The 20,095-nt window shown below is 71.4% G+C and carries 17 protein-coding genes; 1 reads left to right on the top strand and 16 read right to left on the bottom strand.

Annotation, left to right across the window (positions count from 1 at the left end):
- Positions 1–120: 120 nt before the first annotated feature.
- The 4 genes from ACFZA0_RS04245 to ACFZA0_RS04230 all read right to left on the bottom strand — a co-directional run bounded on the left by ACFZA0_RS04245 (position 121) and on the right by ACFZA0_RS04230 (position 3,310).
- On the bottom strand, positions 121–630 hold the full coding sequence (locus ACFZA0_RS04245; protein WP_391010924.1) for a GNAT family N-acetyltransferase: 510 nt from the start codon (positions 628–630) through the stop codon (positions 121–123).
- Positions 627–1,595: an RluA family pseudouridine synthase gene (locus ACFZA0_RS04240; RefSeq protein WP_391010921.1), complete on the bottom strand. Its 969-nt coding sequence runs from the start codon at positions 1,593–1,595 to the stop codon at positions 627–629. The genes ACFZA0_RS04245 and ACFZA0_RS04240 overlap by 4 nt, the downstream gene beginning before the upstream one ends.
- A 91-nt stretch (positions 1,596–1,686) precedes the next feature.
- Positions 1,687–2,364, bottom strand: a complete 678-nt coding sequence (gene lspA / locus ACFZA0_RS04235) for a signal peptidase II (RefSeq protein WP_391010918.1) — start codon at positions 2,362–2,364, stop codon at positions 1,687–1,689.
- Between the two features lie 142 nt (positions 2,365–2,506).
- Positions 2,507–3,310, bottom strand: coding sequence for a TraR/DksA C4-type zinc finger protein (locus tag ACFZA0_RS04230; RefSeq protein ID WP_391010915.1), 804 nt, complete (start codon positions 3,308–3,310; stop codon positions 2,507–2,509).
- A 599-nt stretch (positions 3,311–3,909) separates the two neighbouring features.
- Between ACFZA0_RS04230 and ileS the strand changes: the two genes are divergently transcribed.
- Positions 3,910–7,047, top strand: coding sequence for an isoleucine--tRNA ligase (gene ileS, locus ACFZA0_RS04225; protein ID WP_391010912.1), 3,138 nt, complete (start codon positions 3,910–3,912; stop codon positions 7,045–7,047).
- 429 nt (positions 7,048–7,476) lie between these two features.
- Here the strand turns inward: ileS and ACFZA0_RS04220 are convergent, their stop codons facing one another.
- The 12 genes from ACFZA0_RS04220 to murF all read right to left on the bottom strand — a co-directional run bounded on the left by ACFZA0_RS04220 (position 7,477) and on the right by murF (position 20,091).
- Positions 7,477–8,718: a DivIVA domain-containing protein gene (locus ACFZA0_RS04220; RefSeq protein WP_391010909.1), complete on the bottom strand. Its 1,242-nt coding sequence runs from the start codon at positions 8,716–8,718 to the stop codon at positions 7,477–7,479.
- A gap of 53 nt (positions 8,719–8,771) precedes the next feature.
- The gene (locus ACFZA0_RS04215; protein WP_391010907.1) at positions 8,772–9,056 is read right to left on the bottom strand and encodes a YggT family protein; all 285 of its coding nucleotides are present in this window, start codon (positions 9,054–9,056) and stop codon (positions 8,772–8,774) included.
- Positions 9,057–9,105: 49 nt separating this feature from the next.
- Complete coding sequence (locus ACFZA0_RS04210; protein ID WP_391010904.1) at positions 9,106–9,747, bottom strand: cell division protein SepF; 642 nt, start codon at positions 9,745–9,747, stop codon at positions 9,106–9,108.
- 130 nt (positions 9,748–9,877) lie between these two features.
- Positions 9,878–10,597, bottom strand: a complete 720-nt coding sequence (locus ACFZA0_RS04205; RefSeq protein WP_391010901.1) for a YggS family pyridoxal phosphate-dependent enzyme — start codon at positions 10,595–10,597, stop codon at positions 9,878–9,880.
- Between the two features lie 6 nt (positions 10,598–10,603).
- Complete coding sequence (pgeF, locus tag ACFZA0_RS04200; protein ID WP_391010898.1) at positions 10,604–11,341, bottom strand: peptidoglycan editing factor PgeF; 738 nt, start codon at positions 11,339–11,341, stop codon at positions 10,604–10,606.
- Complete coding sequence (gene ftsZ / locus ACFZA0_RS04195) at positions 11,338–12,531, bottom strand: cell division protein FtsZ (protein WP_391010895.1); 1,194 nt, start codon at positions 12,529–12,531, stop codon at positions 11,338–11,340. Before ftsZ ends, pgeF begins: the two co-directional genes overlap by 4 nt.
- 277 nt (positions 12,532–12,808) lie before the next feature.
- Positions 12,809–13,615: an FtsQ-type POTRA domain-containing protein gene (locus tag ACFZA0_RS04190; protein WP_391010892.1), complete on the bottom strand. Its 807-nt coding sequence runs from the start codon at positions 13,613–13,615 to the stop codon at positions 12,809–12,811.
- Between the two features lie 22 nt (positions 13,616–13,637).
- Positions 13,638–14,738 (bottom strand): undecaprenyldiphospho-muramoylpentapeptide beta-N-acetylglucosaminyltransferase, encoded by a 1,101-nt coding sequence (gene murG, locus ACFZA0_RS04185; protein WP_391010889.1) that lies wholly within the window; start codon positions 14,736–14,738, stop codon positions 13,638–13,640.
- A 6-nt stretch (positions 14,739–14,744) separates the two neighbouring features.
- Entirely contained in the window at positions 14,745–16,109 is a 1,365-nt protein-coding gene (ftsW, locus tag ACFZA0_RS04180; protein WP_391010886.1) for a putative lipid II flippase FtsW, read from the bottom strand.
- Positions 16,110–16,181: 72 nt separating this feature from the next.
- Positions 16,182–17,624, bottom strand: a complete 1,443-nt coding sequence (gene murD / locus ACFZA0_RS04175; RefSeq protein ID WP_391010883.1) for a UDP-N-acetylmuramoyl-L-alanine--D-glutamate ligase — start codon at positions 17,622–17,624, stop codon at positions 16,182–16,184.
- Complete coding sequence (mraY, locus tag ACFZA0_RS04170; RefSeq protein ID WP_391011828.1) at positions 17,606–18,676, bottom strand: phospho-N-acetylmuramoyl-pentapeptide-transferase; 1,071 nt, start codon at positions 18,674–18,676, stop codon at positions 17,606–17,608. The genes murD and mraY overlap by 19 nt, the downstream gene beginning before the upstream one ends.
- Positions 18,676–20,091 (bottom strand): UDP-N-acetylmuramoyl-tripeptide--D-alanyl-D-alanine ligase, encoded by a 1,416-nt coding sequence (murF, locus tag ACFZA0_RS04165; RefSeq protein WP_391010880.1) that lies wholly within the window; start codon positions 20,089–20,091, stop codon positions 18,676–18,678. Before murF ends, mraY begins: the two co-directional genes overlap by 1 nt.
- Positions 20,092–20,095 lie beyond the last annotated feature (4 nt).

Here is a 20,095-nt window from a genome sequence, read left to right as displayed (position 1 = left end):
CCCGGGGCGAACACCGCTGTCGCGGTCTCCGACACCGCTCCCGGACAACCCGGACACAGCTCGCGCGGGACGCGGGACGCGGGCGCGCGGGCGCGCGGGCCTCGCCCGAGGACGCCCCGCTCAGACGTCCCGGCGCATCGCCCGGTGCGGGATGCCCGCGTCCGGGAACTCCGGTCCGTAGGCCGTGTATCCGAGCCGCTCGTAGAAGCCGAGGGCATGCGTCTGCGCGTGCAGGTCGACGGCTCTCAGGCCGTGCTCGCGGGCCGCGTCCTCGACGGCCCGGACGAGGGCGGCGCCGACGCCCAGGCCGCGCGCGGCCTTCGCCACCGCGAGCCGGCCCAGCGACCCGACGTCGGGGTCGCCGCCGTTGCGGGACGCCGCGGCCTCCCCGCGGAGCAGCCGGCCGGTGCCCAGCGGCAGCCCGTCGGCGCGGACCGCGAGGACGTGCACGGTGCCCGCGCCGGCCGCGTCGTAGGCGTCGTACTCCAGGTCCTCCGGCACGCCCTGCTCGTGGACGAAGACCTCCTTGCGGACCGCGAAGCACGCCTCGCGGTCGGCGGGTGCCTCCGCGAGGCGGACGGTGTACGCGGGGTTCTCCGCGGAGGCGCGGGGTGCGGGCGGTGTGGTCATGCGAGCGGCTCCGGCTCCTCGCGGCCGTACGTCTCCTCGCGCACCCGGTCGAGGGCCTGCTGGAGGTCGGCGGGGTACTCGCTGGCGAACTCCACCCACTCCCCGTCGCCCGGGTGCTCGAAGCCGAGCCGCACCGCGTGCAGCCACTGCCGGGTCAGGCCGAGGCGCTTGGCGAGGGTCGGGTCGGCGCCGTAGGTCAGGTCGCCGACGCAGGGGTGGCGGTGGGCCGCCATGTGGACGCGGATCTGGTGGGTGCGCCCGGTCTCCAGCTTCACGTCGAGCAGGGAGGCCGCGCGGAACGCCTCGATGAGGTCGTAGTGGGTCACCGACGGCTTGCCCTCGGCGGTGACGGCCCACTTGTAGTCGTGCTGCGGGTGCCGGCCGATGGGGGCGTCGATGGTGCCGCTGGTCGGGTCGGGGTGGCCCTGGACCAGGGCGTTGTAGCGCTTGTCGACCGTGCGTTCCTTGAACTGCCGCTTCAGCGACGTGTACGCGCGCTCGGACTTGGCGACCACCATCAGCCCGGAGGTGCCGACGTCGAGGCGGTGCACGATGCCCTGGCGCTCGGCGGCACCGGACGTGGAGATGCGGTACCCGGCCGCGGCGAGACCGCCGATGACGGTGGTGCCGGTCCAGCCGGGCGAGGGGTGGGCGGCGACGCCGACGGGCTTGACGATCACCACGATGTCGTCGTCGTCGTGCACGATCTCCATGCCCTCGACGGGCTCGGCGACGATCTGCACGGGCGCGGGCGCCTGCGGCATCTCGACCTCCAGCCAGGCGCCGCCGTGCACGCGCTCCGACTTGCCGACCACCGCGCCGTCGACCTGGACCTTGCCCGAGGCGGCCAGCTCCGCCGCCTTCGTACGGGAGAAGCCGAACATCCGGGAGATGGCGGCGTCGACGCGCTCGCCCTCCAGGCCGTCCGGCACGGGCAGGGTTCTGATCTCGGGAAGGGTACTCACCCGTCGAGTATGCCGGACGGGCGAGGCGCCCCCGTCTGCGAGGCTCCCGGCCGGAGCCCGGCGGCCGTGGGCCCGGTCACACGTGACGTGCTCAGTCCTTGTGGACGGTGCCGTCCGGGTCGAGGCCGCGGAAGGACAGCAGCACGATGAGGATGCCGCCGCAGACGATCGCCGAGTCCGCCAGGTTGAAGACGGCGAAGTGCTTGGGCGAGATGAAGTCGACGACGGCGCCCTCGAAGACGCCGGGCGAGCGGAAGATGCGGTCGGTGAGGTTGCCCAGGGCACCGCCGAGCAGCAGCCCGAGGGCGATGGCCCACGGCACGCTGTAGAGCTTGCGGGCCAGCCGGGCGATGACGACGATGACGGCCGCCGCGATCACCGTGAAGATCACGGTGAACGCCTCGCCGAACCCGAAGGCCGCGCCCGCGTTGCGGATGGCTTCGAGCTGGAGCCAGTCGCCGTTCACGAGGGAGATCGGCGCGTGGTGCTCCAGCTTGGCGACCACGATCATCTTGCTGACGAGGTCGCAGAGGTACGCGAACGCGGCGACCGCGAACAGCACCGCGACCCGCCGCTTGCCGCGGGGAAGCGGGCCGGCCCCGGGACCGGCGGAACCGCCGTCCGCCACCGTCGCCCCGGACACCCCGGCGCCGCCTGCGGGGTCCGCCGGGCCGGAGGCGTCCGCCGCCGTGCCGTCGCCGGGCACCGGGCCGGCTCCCGCCGCTTCCGGAGTCTCCGGCGTACCGATGATGCGCTCCGCCTCTGCCACGTGAGTCCCTCAACCTAGGTACCTGACTGAGGACGAGGGTACGGCACGCCTCCCGGCCCTCACAGGCGCAGGCGGCGTACCGGTGCCCGCCGTGATCAGGTCTTTACCGGCCCGGCGGACGCGCCGCGGACGCCCCGGCGCGTCAGTAGCGGCGCTCCTGCTTCTGCTTGCACTCGACGCACAGCGTCGCGCGCGGGAAGGCCTGCATCCGGGCCTTGCCGATGGGGTTGCCGCAGTTCTCGCAGAGGCCGTAGGTGCCGGCCTCCAGGCGTTCGAGGGCGCGCTCGGTCTGCTGGAGCATCTCGCGGGCGTTGGCGGTCAGCGCCATCTCGTGCTCGCGGGTGATGTTCTTCGTCCCGGTGTCGGCCTCGTCGTCGCCGGCGCCGTCGCCCGAGTCGCGCATGAGGCCGGCGAGGGACGCCTCGGAGGTGCTGATCTCCGTCCGCAGGCGCTCGCCCTCGGACGCCAGTTCCGCGCGGGCCTCGTCGGCCTCCTCGGGTGTCCAGGGGTCCTCGCCGGGGCGGACCGCGAGCTCACCGGCGTCCACCGCGCCCGCCCGCGCCTTGGGAAGGGCGGTCTTGTCCGCCGTGGCCGTGCCAGGGGTCTTCTTCGCAACCACCGTCGTGGCTCCTGTCTGCTTCGCGGCCTGCGCCGCGCCCGCCTTAGTGGCCGTGCTCTCGGGCTTGCTCTCGGGCTTGCTCTCGGGCCTGCTCCGGGACGTGCCCGGGGAGGTGCTCCGCTCCGTGGTCCGCTTCGCGGCGGCCTTCCCGGACGCGGTGCCGCTCCCGGACGCCTTCCTCGCCGCGGTCCTCCCGGCGGTGTGCTCGCGGGCGGTCCCCGCGGACGCGGAGCCCCGTCCGTCCGCGCCCTCGTCCGGGTCCGCACCCCTGCCGGGGGCCGCGCTGCCGGACGCCGACTGCTGTGCGGCGGTCTTCTTCGCCGTCATGGCCGCGGCCCCTTCACATATGTGATCTTCCTCGCGTATCGTGCTGGGACGATAAATCGACTTGAGTCCCTCGGCAACGGGGCACGCCGCCCGGTACGACCGCCCCGGAGGCCCCGCGCGGTCGGCCTGCATCCGTATTGCCCAGCCCGTCGCCGGGTAATCCGGCGAGCCGCGGGCCCGGCACGGCGGTGCCCCGGGGGTGGCCATTCGGGTCACCCGGTGCGCGCGTACGGGCCCGCTCCAGGGGCCCGGAAAACCGGTCGGGCGGGGCTCGCCGGGCGCCGTACACTGGCCGGAGCGAAAAGCTTTGATGGGGACGAGTAGCGGCGTGAGCGGCCAAGAGCGACCCGGGGACGGTGGGAGCCCGGGGGCGAGCGCGACGTGAAGATCACCCCGGAGCCGCCGGAAGAACGCCCCGAGAAGGACCGCGGGGCCGGTAGACCCGGTATCGCGACCCCAATGAGGGGGCTCGCCGGAGCACACGGAGCACCGGAGGGCCAAGGAGGGTGGTACCGCGGGAGCGCGCCGTACACGGCGCCCGGAGATGTCCGGCTCTCGTCCCTCCGACGGAAGGAAGTACGTCCGCCGGAGGAAGATCGATGACGCAGTACCGCCAGGTACCCGCCCAGGTCGACCTGCCCGCCCTCGAGCACGCCGTGCTCGACTTCTGGCGCGAGCAGAAGATCTTTGCCAAGAGCCTGGAGCGGTCCGAGGGCCGCCCTGAATGGGTCTTCTACGAGGGCCCGCCCACCGCCAACGGCATGCCCGGTGCCCACCACATCGAGGCCCGCGTCTTCAAGGACGTCTTCCCCCGGTTCCGCACCATGCGCGGCTACCACGTCGCCCGCAAGGCCGGCTGGGACTGCCACGGGCTGCCCGTCGAGCTGGCCGTCGAGAAGGAGCTGGGCTTCAGCGGCAAGCCGGACATCGAGGCGTACGGCATCGCCGAGTTCAACGCGAAGTGCCGCGAGTCGGTGACCCGGCACACCGACGCGTTCACCGAGCTGACCAACCGCATGGGGTACTGGGTCGACCTCGACGACGCGTACCGGACCATGGACCCCGAGTACGTCGAGTCCGTCTGGTGGTCCCTGAAGGAGATCTTCAACAAGGGCCTGCTGGTCCAGGACCACCGCGTCGCCCCCTGGTGCCCGCGCTGCGGCACCGGCCTCTCGGACCACGAACTGGCCCAGGGCTACGAGACGGTCGTCGACCCGTCGGTCTACGTGCGCTTCCCGCTCACCTCGGGCCCGCTGGCCGGCGAGGCCGCGCTCCTGGTGTGGACGACCACGCCGTGGACGCTGGTCTCCAACACCGCCGTCGCCGCGCACCCCGGTGTCACCTACGTCGTCGCGACCGACGGCACCGAGAAGGTCGTCGTCGCCGAGCCGCTGGTGGCCAAGGCGCTCGGCGAGGGCTGGGAGACGACCGGTGAGTCCTTCACCGGCGCCGAGATGGAGCGCTGGACCTACCAACGCCCGTTCGAGCTGATCGAGTTCCCGGCCCCCGCGCACTACGTGGTGAACGCCGAGTACGTCACGACCGAGGACGGCACGGGTCTGGTCCACCAGTCCCCCGCCTTCGGCGAGGACGACCTCAAGGTCTGCCGCGCGTACGGCCTGCCGGTCGTCAACCCGGTCCGCCCCGACGGCACGTTCGAGGAGGACGTCCCGCTCGTCGGCGGCGTCTTCTTCAAGAAGGCCGACGAGAAGCTCACCGAGGACCTCGGCGCGCGCGGCCTGCTGTTCCGTCACCTCCCGTACGAGCACAGCTATCCGCACTGCTGGCGCTGCCACACGGCGCTGCTCTACTACGCCCAGCCGTCGTGGTACATCCGCACCACCGCCGTCAAGGACCGGCTGATCGCGGAGAACGAGAAGACCAACTGGTACCCGGAGACGGTCAAGCACGGCCGCTACGGCGACTGGCTGGACAACAACATCGACTGGGCGCTCTCCCGCAACCGCTACTGGGGCACCCCGCTGCCCATCTGGCGCTGCGGCGAGGACCACCTGACCGTCGTGGGCTCGCGCGCGGAACTGGGCGAACTGACCGGCACCGACCAGTCGGCGCTCGACCCGCACCGCCCGTTCATCGACGACGTCACCTTCACGTGCCCGCAGGACGGCTGCGACGGCACGGCCGTACGCGTGCCCGAGGTCATCGACGCCTGGTACGACTCGGGTTCGATGCCGTTCGCGCAGTGGGGCTACCCGTACAAGAACAAGGAACTGTTCGAGGCCCGCTACCCGGCGCAGTTCATCAGCGAGGCCATCGACCAGACGCGCGGCTGGTTCTACACGCTGATGGCGATCGGCACGCTGGTCTTCGACAGGTCGGCGTACGAGAACGTCGTCTGCCTCGGCCACATCCTCGCCGAGGACGGCCGCAAGATGTCCAAGCACCTGGGCAACATCCTCCAGCCGATCCCGCTGATGGACCAGCACGGTGCCGACGCCGTGCGCTGGTTCATGGCGGCCGGCGGCTCCCCGTGGGCCGCGCGCCGGGTGGGCCACGGCACCATCCAGGAGGTCGTCCGCAAGACGCTCCTGACGTACTGGAACACGGTCGCCTTCCAGGCCCTGTACGCGCGTACCGCGGGCTGGGCGCCGAGCGAGGCGGACCCGGCCCCCGCCGACCGCCCCGTCCTGGACCGCTGGCTGCTGGGCGAACTGCACGCGCTCACCGACCAGGTGACCGAGGCACTGGAGGGCTACGACACCCAGCGCGCCGGCAAGCTGCTGTCCGCGTTCGTCGACGACCTCTCCAACTGGTACGTGCGCCGTTCCCGCCGCCGCTTCTGGCAGGGCGACAGGGCGGCGCTGCGCACCCTGCACGAGGTCGTCGAGACGGTCACCCGGCTGATGGCCCCGCTGACCCCGTTCATCACCGAGCGGGTGTGGCAGGACCTGGTCGTCCCGGTCACCCCCGGGGCGCCCGAGTCGGTGCACCTGTCGTCGTGGCCCGAGGCGGACACGACGGCCGTCGACACGGAGCTGTCGCGGCAGATGGCGCTGGTGCGCCGCCTGGTCGAGCTGGGCCGGGCCACGCGCGCGGAGTCCGGGGTCAAGACGCGCCAGCCGCTGTCGCGGGCGCTGGTCGCGGCGACCGGCTTCGACACGCTCGACCCCGAGCTGCACGCGCAGATCACCGAGGAGCTGAACGTCGCCTCCCTGGCCTCGCTCTCCGAGGTCGGCGGTTCGTTGGTCGACACCACGGCGAAGGCCAACTTCCGGGCGCTGGGCAAGCGTTTCGGCAAGCGCGTGCAGGACGTCGCGAAGGCCGTCGCCCAGGCCGACGCCGCCGCGCTGTCGCTCGCCCTGCGCGAGGGCACCGCGTCGGTCGAGGTCGACGGCGAGACGGTCACGCTGACCCCGGACGAGGTCATCGTCACGGAGACCCCGCGCGAGGGCTGGTCGGTGGCCTCCGACACGGGCGCCACGGTCGCCCTCGACCTGGAGATCACCGAGGACCTGCGCCGCGCCGGCCTCGCCCGTGACGCGATCAGGCTGATCCAGGAGGCCCGCAAGAACAGCGGCCTGGACGTCGCCGACCGCATCGCGCTGCGCTGGACGTCGACGGACCCGGCGGTGATCTCGGCCCTGTCCGAGCACGCCGAGCTCATCGCAGACGAGGTCCTCGCCACGGACTTCGCCCAGTCCGAGGCCGACGACACCTACGGCCGGACGTTCACGGACGAGCCGCTGTCCCTGACGTTCCGCCTCCGCAAGGCGTAACCCGGTCCGCGACACCACAACGGCCCGGTGCCGCCGAGGACTTCCTCGGCGGCACCGGGCCGTTCGCCTTCTGCCCGCGTCCGCCCCTTCGGCCCGTCCGGCGTTCGAGGACGAGGCCGTTCAAGCCGCAAAGGGACCCGCCCCTCGACCCCCGGCCGGACAAGGCCGTTCAGGCCCAACCCGGGCCCATGGCCACAGGCCGCACCCCTCAGCCCGTCCGGCGCTTGAGGACAAGGCCGTTCAGGCCGAAGGGGGGTCCGGGGGCGCAGCCCTTGGGGACGGGAAGGGGCGGCGGGGGCGGGACGACGGCCCGGACCGGGCCGCCGCACACGGCAAAGGGCCGGGCCCGGATCGAAGTCGATCCGGGCCCGGCCCTGAAGGCTGCCGACGCCTCCGGTCACCGCGCGGCGAAGTCGCCGCGCGCGCCGGTCAGTTGTCGTCCTCGTCGATGAGGAACCCACGCATCGGGGAGGGCGCCTGCCCCATCGGGGACGGCCCCTGCGGCCGTACCGGCGCCATCGGCTGGGTCATCGCCGGCGACATCTGCTGCTGGCCACCGCCGTAGGACGGGCCGCCCTGCGAGGGGCCGCCGCCCATGCCCTGGTTGCCGCCGCCGTAGGACGGGGCGCTCGCGCCGGCCGGTGCCATCGAGGGCGCCGGCGACGGCGGCAGGGACGCGGCCGCGGGGGTGCGCGGCGGGGCGAGGGAGTCGTCGGCCTGGGTCTCCAGCTGGCGCAGCTGCGACTCCAGGTAGGACTTCAGACGGGTGCGGTACTCGCGCTCGAAGCCGCGCAGGTCCTCGACCTTGCGCTCCAGCGTGGCGCGGGCGGACTCCAGGGAGCCCATCGCGACGCGGTGCTTCTCCTGCGCGTCCCGCTCCAGGGCGTCGGCCTTGGCACGGGCGTCGCGCTCCAGACCCTCGGCGCGGCTGCGGGCCTCACCGACGATCTTGTTGGCCTCGGAACGGGCCTCGGCGATCGCCTGGTCGGCGGTCTGCTGCGCGAGCGACAGGACGCGGGCCGCGCTGTCGCCGCCGGGGCCACCCTGACCGGGGCCGCCCATGGGACCGCCCATCGGGCCACCCATGGGGCCGCCCATCTGCTGCTGCATCGGGCCGGGACCCTGCATGCCGCCCTGGCCCATGTGACCGGGACCCTGGCCCATACCGCCCTGACCCATGCCGCCCTGGCCCATCGGACCCTGACCCATGCCGCCCTGCATCGGGCCCTGGCCCATCGGACCCTGACCCATGTGACCGGGACCGCCGGGACCCTGGCCCATCGGGCCGGGACCCTGCTGGCCGCCCTGGCCGCCGGGGGGCAACTGCGGTGCACCGCTCGGCAGTTGCGGCGGACCACCCATGGGGCCGCCCATCTGCTGCGGGGGACCGGATATCCCGGCGGGCACCGGGGCGCCCGGACCTCGCATGCCCTGCGGGGGCTGCTGCTGGTCCTGGCCCTCGGGCGGCTTGCGCATGTTCTGCTGGTTCTGCGCGGCCGCGCGCGTAGCGGCGGCGAGCTTGGCGCGCAGGTCCTCGTTCTCGCGCAGCAGCCTGGTCAGTTCGGCTTCGACCTCATCGAGGAAGGCATCGACCTCGTCCTCGTCATAGCCTTCTCGGAGGCGGACGGTCGTGAACTGCTTGTTCCGCACGTCCTCGGGGGTCAACGGCATCTCTTCACCTCAACGTAGTCGTCGGCATTCGGCAAGACCGTAGTTCACATCGCTCATACCCGGCTCACGATCGAGATCAGGATGTAGACGATGATCATCAGTACGAAGAAGGACAGGTCGAGCGCCACGCCCCCGAGACGTAGCGGCGGGATGAACCGCCGCAGAAGCTTGAGCGGTGGATCAGTAGCAGTGTAGGTGGCCTCCAGAACGACCACCATCGCCTTGCCGGGCTGCCATGAGCGGGCGAACTGGAAGACGTAGTCCATCACCAGCCGGAAGATGAGCACGATGAGGAAGCACATCAACGCGATGTAGATCACGTCCAGGAACACGCTCATGACCTGCTGCTTCCCTCTCCCCTGTTCCTGCGTCCACCGGTGGTGCGTCTCAGCTCTGGTTGAAGAACCCGCCCTCTGCGATACGGGCCTTGTCCTCCGCCGTGACATCGACGTTAGCAGGCGACAACAGGAACACCTTCTGCGTCACCCGCTCGATGCTGCCGTGCAGGCCGAAGACCAGACCGGCCGCGAAGTCGACAAGTCGCTTCGCGTCGGTGTCGTCCATCTCCGTCAGATTCATGATCACCGGGGTGCCCTCACGGAAGTGTTCCCCGATGGTACGGGCCTCGTTGTAGGTCCGCGGGTGAAGCGTGGTGATCCGGTACGGCTCTCGTTCCGACACGACCTTGGGCATGATCACCGGCGCGTTCTTCTCCAGGCTCTGGCGTTCTTGTGTGATGGACGACACGGGCGCGATTCGCGCCGGACGTCCGGATTCCGCGGCGAGCGAAGCGGACGGCGCCACGGGCTCACGCTGCGCCGGAGGCTGCACCACTCGCACCGATTCGTCCCTTTGGGACTGATGCGAGACATGTGACTGATGTGACGGTTCGTGCCGTCGGCGGTCCCGCTCGGGTTCCGGATCCAGTTCGGGTTCGAAGTCGTCGTCGGGGTCGAAGCCCCGGCCGTCGTACCCATCGTCCTCCACGAGGCCGAGGTAGACCGCCATCTTGCGCATCGCGCCGGCCATGCTCTGAGTCCTCCGCTCTGTGGTGGATCGGCTGACGAACTGCCAGGTGCCCGCGATCCACGAGGTCGTTCAGCCCGCCTTCCGGCGGTATTGACCATATTTTCTGCTGTGGTCCGACTTCTTGGCGACGTTACCCGAGCCTGGGGCGGACACCGAGTACCGCACTGCCGACGCGCACATGTGTCGCTCCGGCCGCCACGGCCTGCTCAAGGTCCGCACTCATTCCTGCTGACACCATGTTCGCAGCCGAATGGGCTCGGCGCAGGTGAGTCGACAAATCCATCAACCGCTCGAAGGCGGCCTGTTGGCGCCCGGCGTACTCGCCGGTCAGGGGTGCCACCGTCATCAGCCCGTCGAGCCGGAGACCGGGAGCCGCAGCGACCAGATCGCCCAACTCCCCGACGCCGCCCGGCGCGACGCCCCCGCGCTCGCCCCGCCCGTTCTCGCCGGCGTCGAGCGCGACCTGGATCAGGCAGCCGATCTCGCGGCCGGTCCGCGCGGCCTCCTTCGACAGCGCCGTCACCAGTCTCGCGCGGTCCACGGACTGGACGAAATCGGCGTAACCGGCAACAGAACGGACCTTGTTGGTCTGCAACTGGCCCACGAAGTGCCACGTGAGCGGCAGGTCCGCGCACTCGGCGGCCTTGGGCGCCGCGTCCTGGTCGCGGTTCTCCGCGACGTGCCGCACGCCGAGTTCGGCGAGGAGGCGCACGTCGCTCGCCGGATAGGTCTTGGTGACGACGATCAGCGTCACGTCCTCGGGCCGGCGCCCCGCCGCCGCGCACGCGCCCTCGATGCGTTCGCGCACCTTCGCCAGGTTCGCGGCGAGTTCGTCCTTACGGTCCGTCATGCCCCATCAGTCCAGCCAGACATAGCCGGCGAGCCGGCCGGTGGCGCGGTCGCGCCGGTACGAGAAGTGGTCGTGCGATTCGAGGGTGCACACCGGCGACCGCTCCCGGTCGCGCACCCCCAGCCGTTCGAGCTGCGCGTGCACTCCGGCGGTCACGTCGACCGCCGGCGTCCCCCAGCTCGTCTCGGCGTGTGCCGCCGGTTCGACGGCGGCCACCTCGGCGCGCATCGCCTCCGGCACCTCGTAGCAACGGCCGCACACGGCGGGGCCGGTGCGCGCGACGATGCGGGCGGGGTCGGCGCCGAAGGAGACCATGGCCCCGACGGCGGCGGGGACGACACCGGCGACCATGCCGGGCCGTCCGGCGTGCGCCGCGGCCGCGACCCCGGCGACCGGGTCGGCCAGCAGGACGGGGGTGCAGTCCGCGGTGAGCACGGCGAGGGCGAGCCCGCGCCGCGCGGTGACCAGGGCGTCGACGGACGGAACGGGGGCGTCGCCCCAGGGTTCCTCGACGACGGCGACGCCGGCGCCGTGCACCTGGTTCATCCAGACGACCGAACTCGCGTCCAGACCCAGGGACTTGGCCGCGAGCTCACGGTTGGCGAGCACGGCGCCGGGGTCGTCGCCGACCGCGCCGCCGAGGTTGAGCTCCTCGTACGGAACGGCGCTCACCCCGCCCCACCTGTCGGTGAAGGCGAAGTGCGCGCCGTTCGGCGTGCTCGTTGCGGAGCGGTGTCCTATCACTTCAGGAAGTCCGGCACGTCCAGTTCCTCGGCGGCGCTGTCCGAGTAGGACCGCGACGGCGGGACCGGCGGGGCGACCGGGAGGTCGCTCACCGGCTCCGGCGCGGGCTCGTGGTGCTCCTCCTTGGGCGTGACGCTGCCGAGGGACCCGAACGAGGGCCGGCTCTCGGGCTGCTGCCGCACCGGAGGCTCCTCGCGCTTGACCGAGGACGAGCCGAGGATGTTGTCGCGCTTGGCCGGGGGCTGTCCGCCGTCGAAGCCGGCCGCGATCACGGTGACCCGCACCTCGTCGCCGAGGGCATCGTCGATGACCGCGCCGAAGATGATGTTGGCCTCGGGGTGCGCGGCCTCGCTGACCAGCTGGGCGGCCTCGTTGATCTCGAACAGGCCGAGGTCGGAGCCGCCGGAGATGGAGAGCAGGACGCCGCGGGCGCCGTCGATGGACGCTTCCAGGAGCGGGGAGGAGATCGCCATCTCGGCGGCGGCCACCGCGCGGTCGTCGCCGCGGGCCGAGCCGATGCCCATGAGGGCCGAACCGGCCTCGGACATGACCGACTTGACGTCGGCGAAGTCGAGGTTGATCAGGCCGGGCGTGGTGATGAGGTCGGTGATGCCCTGAACACCGGAGAGCAGGACCTGGTCCGCCGACTTGAACGCGTCGAGGACCGAGACCTGGCGGTCCGAGATGGACAGCAGCCGGTCGTTCGGGATGACGATGAGGGTGTCGACCTCTTCGCGGAGTTCGGCGATGCCGTCCTCCGCCTGGTTCGCGCGGCGCCGTCCCTCGAAGGTGAACGGGCGCGTGACCACGCCGATGGTCAGGGCGCCGAGGGAGCGTGCGATGTTGGCGACGACGGGGGCGCCGCCGGTACCGGTGCCGCCACCCTCGCCGGCCGTCACGAAGACCATGTCGGCCCCCTTGAGGACCTCCTCGATCTCCTCGCGGTGGTCCTCGGCGGCCTTGCGGCCGACTGCCGGGTTGGCTCCGGCGCCGAGTCCACGGGTGAGTTCGCGGCCGACGTCGAGCTTGACGTCGGCGTCGCTCATCAACAGTGCTTGTGCGTCCGTGTTGATGGCGATGAACTCGACACCCTTGAGACCGACCTCGATCATCCGGTTGATGGCATTGACACCACCGCCGCCGACACCGATGACTTTGATGACTGCGAGGTAGTTCTGCGGTGCTGCCACGTCGAAGGCCTCTCGCCTCGAGTTACGTGTCGCCGTGCCGCGGTGCTCCGCGTTCCGACGACTGATGCCGAATGGGACGGTCCGTAGCGCCGACCCGAACCCTAACGCTGAAGTTTAGGGTTACCAGTGTGTCTGTTCCCTGGTTCTTCTGAACAGGACACTAAGTCGACAAGTGGCGCACGTTCAACGAACACGCCGAACCTCCCGTTTTTCTTTTCACCCTATGTGATCAGCCGTAGCGCACCACAACCAGGGTGCTGGCCTGCGCGTATGTGCGTCAACTCCCCGCTGACGAGGGGGCGGTGGGAACACTGACGTCGAAGTGCCCCGCCCCGGAAGCTGCTTTCATGAGAGCGGTGAGAGCCCGCGCCTTCTCGGCGCCCTTCTCCGCGCTCCCCCACTCGACGGTCCTGCCGCGGGTCAACTCCAGCGAGATGTCGTCGTAGGAACGGACCTTGACGGTTCGGGTGTCGCGGGCCACGGCCGCCGGAATCGCGCCGGCCACGTGGACCGCCTCGCGCACGAGACGGTTCTCGTCGAAGCGCCGCAGGCTCGCGGCCGCCGGGCCGGTGCTGGACAGCGAGAGATCGAGCAGCGGAACTCCCTTGGGCGCGTGGGAGATTGAGGCGAACCGCACACCCTCGTCGTCGACTTCTGTGTATTTACCCTTATTTTCAGGGTTTTGGACAATCAGAACGGGCGAACGCTCGGTCACCTTCAGGCTGATCCCGTGCGGCCAGGACCGCGTCGCCTCCACGGAGTCGATGCGCGGCAGGGCCCGGCGCAGCCGGCTCTCGATCGCCCCGGTGTCGACGGAGGCCAGCGGCCGCCCGGCCGGCACGTCCGCAGCGGCGCGCACCTGGGCGGGTGTCAGGACTCGGGTGCCGGAGACCGACACCCGTTCCACGCGCAGCCATTGGGACCCGTAGAGCAGCCACACGGCCCCGGCGCCCACCACGGCGCAGCCGGCGGCGAGCGCGACGGCCGCGCGGAACCTGGGGCGTTTCCACGGCGGCCGCCGCACGGGCGGGCCGGACGACTCCTGCTGGCGTTCTCCGCGCTCGGCGGTCGTCGGTCCGGCCACGCTCCCTGCCTTCCGTCGTGCGTCAGTGGCGCTGCGCGCGCTTGGCGGCGATCGCCTCGTACACCATGCCGACGAGCAGCTCGTCGGCGTCCCGGCGGCCGAACTCCCCGGCCGCGCGCGACATCTCGTACAGCCGGTGCGGGTCGGCGAGGACGGGCAGGACGTTCTGCTGGAGCCACTCCGGCGTCAGTTCCGCGTCGTCGACCAGCAGTCCGCCGCCCGCCTTCACCAGCGGCTGGGCGTTGAGCCGCTGTTCGCCGTTGCCGATGGGCAGTGGGACGTAGGCGGCCGGGAGCCCGACGGCGGAGAGTTCGGCGACGGTCATCGCGCCCGCGCGGCAGAGCATCATGTCGGCCGCGGCGTACGCGAGGTCCATCCGGTCCAGGTAACTTACCGGGATGTAGGGGGGCATGCCCGGCATCTGGTGCACGCGCGGCAGTTCGTTCTTCGGGCCGACCGCGTGCAGGATCTGGATGCCCGCCTGCTGGAGCCAGGGCGCGACCTGCTGGACGACCTCGTTGAGGCGCCGGGCGCCCTGCGAGCCGCCGGAGACCAGCAGGGTGGGCAGGTTGGGGTCGAGGCCGAACGCCGCGCGGGCCTCGGGGCGCGCGGCGGCGCGGTCCAGGGTGGCCACGGAGCGCCGCAGCGGGATGCCGATGTACTTGGCGCCGCGCAGCTTGCTGTCGGGGGTGGAGACGGCGACCTGCGCCGCGTAGCGCGAGCCGATCTTGTTGGCGAGGCCGGGACGGGCGTTGGCCTCGTGGACGACGATCGGCACTCCCAGCCGCTTGGCGGCCAAGTAGGCGGGCAGCGCCACGTAACCGCCGAAGCCGGCCACGGCGTCCGCCTTGGTGCGCTCCAGGATCTGCTCGGCCGCCTTGATGGTGCCGCGCAGCCGGCCCGGAACGGTGATCAGTTCGGGGGTGGGCCTGCGGGGCAGCGGCACCGCCGGGATGAGCGCGAGGTCGTAACCCCGCTCCGGGACGAGCCGGGTCTCCAGACCGCGCTCCGTGCCCAGGGCCGTGATGCCCGTGGTCGGGTCCTGCCTGCGCAGGGCGTCCGCGAGGGCGAGCGCGGGCTCGATGTGGCCGGCGGTCCCCCCACCGGCGAGTACGACATGCACCGAAATTCACCGCTCTCCGGACGAACGCGCCGCCGAGGCACGCCGTCTCATCGTGTTCCATCTCCGAGGCCCCCGGTCGGACGCTGAGCCTCCAGCCCGCTTTCTACCAAAGCGGGTCTGCCGCATCGCAAGCGCCGCCCGCGCAGCGGGATCGTCGCGTGCGAAGGCGATCAGCAGCCCGATGGCGAACATGGTCGGAAGCAGGGCGGAACCCCCGTAGGAGAACAACGGGAGGGGAACTCCGGCGATCGGCAGCAGGCCGAGCACCGCTCCGACATTGATCACCGCCTGCGCGGTGATCCAGGTCGTCACACCTCCCGCGGCGTACCTCACGAAGGGGTCCTCCGTGCGTCCGGCCACGCGGATACCCGCATAGCCTAGAGCGGCGAACAGGGCGAGGACGGACAGCGTCCCCGCCAGACCCAGTTCCTCGCCGGTGACGGCGAAGATGAAGTCGGTGTGGGCCTCGGGGAGTTGACCCCATTTCTCCACACTCGCGCCGAGTCCGGAGCCGAACAGGCCGCCCGAGGCGAGGGCGTAGATGCCGTGCACCGCCTGCCAGCAGGAGTCGTTCTTGCCCGGGTCGGTCGCGCCGATGCAGGCGAGCCGGGACATCCGGTTGGGGCTGGTCTTGATGAGGATCGCGCCGAGCACGAGGGCCACCGAGAGCACGCCGACGAACAGCCGGGTGGGGGCGCCCGCGAGCCAGAGCAGGCCGAACAGGATCGCGGTCAGGATGATCGCGGTGCCCATGTCGCCGCCGAGCATGATCAGTCCGAGCAGCATGAACGCGGCGGGCACCAGCGGGACCAGCATGTGCTTCCACTGCGTGAGCAGCTTGCGGTCCTGCTTGCGGGCGAGCAGGTCCGCGCCCCACAGCACGAGGGCGAGCTTGCCGAACTCGCTGGGCTGGATCTGGAAGGAGCCGCCGAGCGAGATCCAGTTCTGGTTGCCGTTGACCGACATCCCTATCCCCGGCACCTGGACCAGGGCCATCAGGAAGACCGCGCCGGCCAGGATCGGGTAGGCGAGCGCCCGGTGCAGCCGTACCGGCATCCGGGCGGCGGCGAACATCAGGGCGCCGCCGATGACCGCGGCGAGGAACTGCTTGCGGAAGAAGTACGAGCCGGGCAGCGAGAGCTGGAGCGCGGTGATCTGGGAGGCGGAGTAGACCATCACCAGGCCGAGCACGGTGATCAGCAGGCTGCCGCCGAGGATCAGGTAGTACGCGGTGAGCGGCCGGTCCCAGGCGCGGCGGGCCCGCGTGTACAGGGTGGCCACGGGGTTCTCCCGGGTCTGCCGCTGCCGGGCGGGTGCGGGGCGCCGGGGGGCCCGCTGGACGGGCGGGCGGCCGGTACGGCTAGTGGGCATCAGCGCCTCCGCTTGAGGTCGGCCACGAGCGTCTCACGCGTCCCTCCCAGGGTCGCCCGGCGGGCGGCCGGGTCAGGCGCCGAGCTCGCGGACCGCCTCCGCGAACGCGTCACCGCGCTTGTTGTAGTTGGCGAACATGTCCATCGACGCGCAGGCCGGGGCGAGCAGTACGGTGTCGCCGGGCCGGGCGAGCCGGCTGGCCTCCAGGACCGCCGCGGACATCGCCCCAGTGTCGGTCCGGTCGAGGTCGACGACGGGTACCTGCGGCGCGTGTCGCGCCAGGGCTTCGCGGATCAGCGCGCGGTCGGCGCCGATCAGGACGACGCCGCGCAGCCGGGGTGCGGCACCGGCCACGAGTTCGTCGAACGTGGCGCCCTTGGCGAGGCCGCCGGCGATCCAGACGATCGGCTCGTAGGCCGCCAACGAGGCTTGTGCGGCATGGGTGTTGGTGGCCTTGGAGTCGTTCACGTAGGCGACGCCGTCGACGTCGGCGACGTGCGCGATGCGGTGCGCGTCCGGGGTGAACGCCCGCAGTCCGTCGCGCACGGCGGTGGCCGGGACGCCGAAGGAGCGCGCGAGGGCCGCCGCGGCAAGGGCGTTGGCGATGTTGTGCGGGGCCGGCGGGTTCACGTCCGAGACCTCGGCGAGCTCCTGTGCGGTGCTGTGCCGGTTCTCGACGAAGGCGCGGTCGACCAGGATGCCGTCCACGACGCCGAGTTGGGACGGCCCGGGGGCGCCGAGGGTGAAGCCGACGGCCCGGCAGCCCTCCTCTACGTCGGCCTCGCGCACCAAGTCCTCGGTGGCCTTGTCGGCGAGGTTGTAGACGCAGGCGACCCGATTGCCCTCGTAGACACGGCCCTTGTCCGCGGCGTACGCCTCCATGGAGCCGTGCCAGTCGAGGTGGTCGGGCGCCAGGTTGAGCACGGCGGCCGACTCGGCGCGCAGCGAGGGCGCCCAGTGCAGCTGGTAGCTGGAGAGTTCGACGGCGAGGACGTCGTACGGCTCGTCGGCGAGGACGGCGTCGAGCAGCGAGACGCCGATGTTGCCGACCGCGGCCGTGCGCAGGCCCGCCGCCGCGAGGACCGAGGCGAGCATCTGCACGGTGGTGGTCTTGCCGTTGGTGCCGGTCACGGCGAGCCAGGGGGCGGGGGTGCGGCCGTCCAGGGTCCGCAGCCGCCAGGCGAGTTCGACGTCGCCCCAGACCGGCACACCGGCCGCGGCGGCCGCGGTGAACAGCGGCTTGTCGGGCCGCCAGCCGGGGGCGGTCACCACGAGGTCGGTGCCGTCGGGCAGGGTCGCGCCGTCGCCGAGGCGCACGGTGACGCCCAGGGACGTCAGTTCGGCGGCCTGCGCGCGGGTCCGTTCGTCGTCGCCGTCGTTGACGACGGTGACGCGCGCGCCGAGGCCGTGCAGCACCTTCGCCGCCGGGACGCCGGAGACGCCGAGTCCGGCGACGGTGACGTGCTTGCCCGCCAGGTCGCTCCCCTGCCAGTCGGTCACTTGTCTGCTGCCCATCCCGCGTAGAAGAGACCCAGGCCGACGATCACGCAGATGCCCTGGATGATCCAGAAGCGGACCACCACAAGGACTTCGGACCAGCCCTTGAGTTCGAAGTGATGCTGGAGTGGCGCCATGCGGAAGACGCGCTTGCCCGTCATGCGGAACGAGCCGACCTGGATGACGACCGACATCGTGATGAGGACGAACAGGCCGCCCAGCAGCGCGAGAAGCAGTTCGGTGCGCGAGCAGATCGCGAGGCCGGCGAGCACACCGCCGAGCGCGAGCGAACCGGTGTCGCCCATGAAGATCTTGGCCGGCGAGGTGTTCCACCACAGGAAGCCGAGGCACGCGCCCATCAACGCCGAGGAGACGACGGCGAGATCGAGCGGATCTCGCACTTCGAAGCAGGCGTTGGGGTTGGTGAGCGTCGTGGCGTTGGCGCACGACTCCTGGAACTGCCAGACGCCGATGAAGGTGTAGGCACCGAAGACGAGGACCGAGGCGCCGGTGGCGAGACCGTCCAGACCGTCCGTCAGGTTCACGCCGTTCGACATGGCGAGGATCATGAACAGCGCCCAGACCACGAACAGCACCGGGCCGATGGTCCAGCCGAAGTCGGTGATGAACGAAAGCTTCGTGGACGCCGGGGTGTTGCCGCGGTTGTCGCTGAACTGGAGCGACAGGACCGCGAAGGCGATGCCGACGGTGAGCTGGCCGGCCATCTTCGCCTTGGCCCGCAGGCCGAGCGAACGCCGCTTGACGATCTTGATGTAGTCGTCGAGGAAGCCGACCAGACCCATGCCCGCCATCAGTCCGAGCACCAACAGGCCTGAGAACGTGGGCGTGTAACCGGTGATCAGCTTGGACAGGAAGTACGCGGCGATCGTCGCGAGGATGAACGCGATACCGCCCATCGTCGGCGTACCGCGCTTGGCGTGGTGCTCGCGCGGGCCGTCGTCGCGGATGTACTGGCCGTACCCCTTGCGCGCCAGGAGCTTGATCAGCAGCGGCGTGCCGATCAGCGTCAGGAAGAGGCCGATCACTCCCGCGAACAGGATCTGCTTCATCATCGGGCGGAAACCTCACCCTCGGCACCGGTCTCCAGGATGGCCTGCGCCACGCTCTCCAGACCGACCGAACGGGACGCCTTCACGAGCACGACGTCTCCCGGGCGCAATTCGCTGCGCAGCAGGTCGACCGCCGCCTGTGCGTCGGACACGTGCACCGACTCCTCACCCCACGAACCCTCGTTATATGCGCCCAGTTGGAGCCAGGACGCTTCCCTGCCCCCGACCGCGACGAGCTTGCTGACGTTGAGTCGGACGGCGAGCCGCCCCACCGCGTCGTGCTCGGCGAGCGCCTCGTCCCCCAGCTCGGCCATCTGACCGAGCACCGCCCAGGTCCGCCGCCCCTTGCCCATCGCGGCCAGCGCCCGCAGGGCGGCCTTCATGGACTCGGGATTGGCGTTGTAGGCGTCGTTGACGACCGTCACGCCGTCCGGGCGCTCGGTGACCTCCATCCGCCAGCGGGAGAGGGAACCCGCCTCCGAGAGTGCGGTGGCGATCTCTTCCGCGGACATGCCCAGCTCATGGGCGACGGCGGCCGCGGCGAGCGCGTTCGACACGTGGTGCTCACCGTACAGGCGCATGGTCACGTCACTGCACCCGGAGGGTGTGAGAAGGCTGAACGCGGGCTGTCCGCTGTCCGTGAGTCTCACGTTCTCGGCGCGAACGTCCGCTTCGCCGGACTCTCCGAAAAGGATCACCTTCGCCTTCGTACGGGAGCTCATGGCCCGTACGAGCGGATCGTCCGCGTTGAGGACCGCGACGCCGCCCTCCTCCGCCGACGGGAGGCTCTCGACGAGTTCACCCTTCGCCTGTGCAATCTGCGCACGGCCGCCGAACTCCCCGATGTGGGCGCTGCCGACGTTGAGGACGACGCCGACGCGGGGCGGGGTCAGCCCCGTGAGGTAGCGGATGTGGCCGATGCCGCGGGCGCCCATCTCCAGTACCAGGAAACGGGTTTCGGCGGTCGCGCTGAGCGCGGTGAGCGGCAGCCCGATCTCGTTGTTGAGGGAGCCCGGGGTGAAGACCGTGGGCGCCTTCGCGGTCAGCACCTGGGCGATCAGGTCCTTGGTGCTGGTCTTGCCGGCCGAGCCCGTGAGCGCGACGAGGGTCGCGCCGAGGCGGCCGACGACGTGCCGGGCGAGGGCGCCGAGCGCGGACTGGACGTCGTCGACGACGATCGCGGGCACGCCGACGGGACGCGACGCCAGGACGGCGACCGCGCCCGCGGCGACCACCTCCCGCGCGAAGTCGTGGCCGTCGACGCGTTCACCGACGAAGGCGACGAAGAGGGTGCCGGGCGCCACGTCGCGGGAGTCGCGCACGACGTCCCCGGTGACGAGGACCGACGGATCCGGTATGTCGTGCGTCTGCCCGCCGACGACGCTGGCGATCTCGGCGAGAGAGAGGGCGATCACAAAT

The sequence above is a fragment of the Streptomyces sp. NPDC008150 genome (genome assembly GCF_042956945.1).
Lineage (GTDB): Bacteria > Actinomycetota > Actinomycetes > Streptomycetales > Streptomycetaceae > Streptomyces.
The sequence above is the reverse complement of the archived record's forward strand: the minus strand, read 5'-3'. Positions and strand labels throughout refer to the sequence as shown.